This window comes from Leisingera sp. F5 (assembly GCF_001593695.1).
Window position 1 is genome coordinate 1 of the sequence record NZ_LUKH01000271.1, and the last position, 3,164, is coordinate 3,164.

The 3,164-nt window shown below is 55.6% G+C and carries 3 protein-coding genes; 2 read left to right on the forward strand and 1 reads right to left on the reverse strand.

Going from position 1 to position 3,164, the window contains the following annotated elements:
* Positions 1-80 precede the first annotated feature (80 nt).
* Positions 81-587 (forward strand): hypothetical protein, encoded by a 507-nt coding sequence (locus tag A2I95_RS28690; RefSeq protein ID WP_291735378.1) that lies wholly within the window; start codon positions 81-83, stop codon positions 585-587.
* Between the two features lie 55 nt (positions 588-642).
* Here the strand turns inward: A2I95_RS28690 and A2I95_RS28695 are convergent, their stop codons facing one another.
* Complete coding sequence (locus A2I95_RS28695; RefSeq protein WP_291735380.1) at positions 643-1,782, reverse strand: site-specific integrase; 1,140 nt, start codon at positions 1,780-1,782, stop codon at positions 643-645.
* A 275-nt stretch (positions 1,783-2,057) separates the two neighbouring features.
* Between A2I95_RS28695 and dusA the strand changes: the two genes are divergently transcribed.
* A complete protein-coding gene (gene dusA / locus A2I95_RS28700; RefSeq protein WP_291735382.1) occupies positions 2,058-3,083 on the forward strand; it encodes a tRNA dihydrouridine(20/20a) synthase DusA in 1,026 nt (341 codons plus the stop codon).
* The last annotated feature ends 81 nt before the right edge of the window (positions 3,084-3,164 follow it).

A 3,164-nucleotide genomic window follows, 5' to 3' on the forward strand; every position in this document is an offset into this window, starting at 1 on the left:
TTGCTCATCTGCCCCGTCTAACCGCATGGATTCGTGATGTGAATCCTTAGCACTCAGAGTTCTGCAACAACGCCGAGCAAATGGCTTTTGCTATGGAAGTATTTGGACTCTCTCATGAATACTCGCATCATGTTTTGAACCATGGTCGAAATGTCGAAGAGATTGATGGAGCAAAAATGGAGGAATTCCAAGCCGATGCATATGCAATGAGGCTATGCGAATCTGTGGAAGAGGATCAAAGGTGGAAATGGATCAAAGGTGTTGAGGTGCCCAATCCTTATTTGTCTGCTGGCGCAGGCGGGATCCTACTGCTCGGATCATTGGACATCTATCGCAAAGTAAAGAATAAGATGTTCAATAATCGGGCTTATGATACCCATCCAGAATTCACTGATCGAAGTCAGAGGATTAGAAATCGGCATGTCATGCAACCCAATCGCTTCCAATCAAGTTTGGATTTTTGTGCATCAGTCGAAAATGTCTTGATATGTGTCATGGGCGAATTGGAGCCAATCATGAAAACCTATCCTTACGCCGCTTTAGTGAACTCCTCGTCAGGTGACTGGGAAGTGATGTCATTTGAGTGAACCCCTGATACGCTTGCGAACCTTGGCTGGCGCGCAAGCGGACAGAAAACACTGATTAGGATGTCACAGCCGACCACCATTTCCAGCCTTCATATTTATCACCACGCTGCTTTATCTGCGTGTAGCGCTTCAGACACTGCCAGGATTGATGACCTGAGATTTGCGCTACCTGTGGGATGGTCAACCCCATCTCGAACAGGCGGGAAATTCCCTCATGGCGTAGATCGTGGAAATGCAGGTCTTCGATTCCGAGCAGTTTGCAGGCATCGGTGAACCGGCGGCTGACAACATCACTGTTGTAGGGGAAGATCCTGTCGTCAGTGCGAGGCATGGACTCGATGATTGCCCGGGCTTCCTCCTGAATGGAGAGCGTCATGTCGTTGCCCTTGGTCGGCTTCGGGTGTTTCATGTTGCGGATAGTGATTTCTTCATTCTCCAGGTCATAATCAGTCCAAGTTTGCAGTAGAAGGGCTCCTTGGCGGTGGGTTTCGAAGATCGCTGCAGCCACGATTTTGTGCATGGGTACCAAGCGAGGGTTTGCCCTGTAGCCGTTAATAAAATGAGTCATTAGCAAGTCGAGCTCGTTGAGAGTTGGCCGGCGGGTTCGCTGCGCTGATTTTGTCACGATTTTCTGATGTTGAAGGGTGCGCATCGCCTCCTCGAACTCTGCGCGCGGCATGGTGACGCCACAGATTGGTCCACCAAAGCGGATGAGCGTGCCCAGCGTCACCATGTAGCCGTTGACCGTTTGAGGTTTGCGGGGTTTGAGGGCGTAGTGTGCTGGCGCATCTTTTTTTGGGTCAGAAGGGCGAGCTTGAAGTCCTGACAGAAGCTCCATGGCGAGCTTCACAAAATCCCGTGCCGTAAGATCCTCTATGGCGGACGCGCCGAAATCCAGTCGTTGGAAATAGCTCAGCATTTGAGATTTGGATTTCCCAAAACCTTCAGGGGAAGCATCGGCGTAATCGCTTATGCAATCGGCAACGCTTTTGCGTGCCTTCGCGTTCACGGCGCGTGACAATCCCCCTGGCTTTTTCAATGCGCCTTCACGACGTTTTAGCCAGCTTTTAGCTGCCTGTTCAGAGGCGAATGTCTCGACCAAATTGAGGATGACTTTGCCTTTTTTCTTCTTGCGGATCTGAGCGGTGAAGCTCGACTTGCCATTGGTCTTGAGGCGTTCTGTGATAGTTCCCATGGGAGTTCCTTTCAGTCACGGGTTTTCCATGGCCGGGACATCTGATCGTTCGGTTTTTTCGGAAGCGGGTTTGATTGGGTTTGAATCCCAAACTGGGGGCGATCGGGCTGAATGGGGGAAAACCGATGGGATAGGGTGGCTGCCCGGCAGCGCATGATTTGGAGTGCTGGAACTCAGGCGGAAAAAAGTGCTACACGGCGCCGTCGGTGCTACATTCTGTAGCACTGCACTCAAAAACGGGGCTAAATCGGGCCAAAATGGGGAAAACGCGCAAAATGGCGAATCCAAAAAAACAAGAAAAATCAGGGTTTTCCGACGTTCGACGGGCTGCGCGCCTATCCATTGCACCCATGATGGATTGGACGACGTCCGATTGCCGGTATCTGCACCGGCTCTTGAGCCGGGAGACGCTGCTGTACACCGAAATGGTGACCGCGCCTGCGCTGGTGCGGGGCGGAGCGTTGCACTTGCTCGACTTTCATAACGACGAACATCCGGTGGCCTTGCAACTGGGCGGCTCTGACCCGGTTGAGCTGGCAGAGGCTGCAAAGCTGGGATCTGATGCAGGCTATGACGAGATCAACCTCAACTGCGGCTGCCCCAGTGACCGCGTGCAATCCGGCGCCTTTGGCGCGGTTCTGATGCAGACGCCGGAGCTGGTGGCGGACTGCGTTGCAGCCATGCGTGAGGCCGTGAAGGCCGAGGTCACGGTCAAATGCCGTATCGGCGTTGATGAGCAGGAACCGCAAGAGGTGCTGCCGGACTTTCTGGACAAGATCCGCGCGGCGGGCTGCCGGCGGGTGACGATCCATGCCCGCAAGGCCTGGCTGCAGGGGCTGAGTCCGAAAGAAAACCGGGACATTCCTCCGCTCGATTACGAGTTAGTGCACCAGATGAAGGCTGCCTTTCCGGATCTGCATATCTCGATCAACGGCGGCATCGCCACGCTGACCGAAGCCAAGCTGCATCTGGACCGCGGTCTGGACGGGGTGATGGTGGGGCGTGCAGCCTATCACCAGCCGGCCGAGGTTCTCTGCGGTGCTGATCCGGAGATCTACGGGACGGGTTCTGTGAGCGATCCTGCTGAGGCGGTGCGGCAGATGCTGCCCTACATCGAGGCTCGGCTTTCCGATGGTGCCAAGTTGAACCAGATCACCCGGCATATGCTGGGTCTGTTTGCCGGCCGCCCCGGCGCGCGGCAATGGCGGCGGATGCTGTCCGAGGGGGCCTGCCGCGCCGGGGCCGGGCCGGAACTGGTGGAGCAGGCGCTGGCGCAGATGGCGGACCGCGCGGCTGCGTGACGCGGCGGCGCGCGGGCTATTGCCTTGTGCAAGCGGATTGCGGCGGCTAACCCTTTGCCGGTGAAGCCCAGCCTGAGGTGC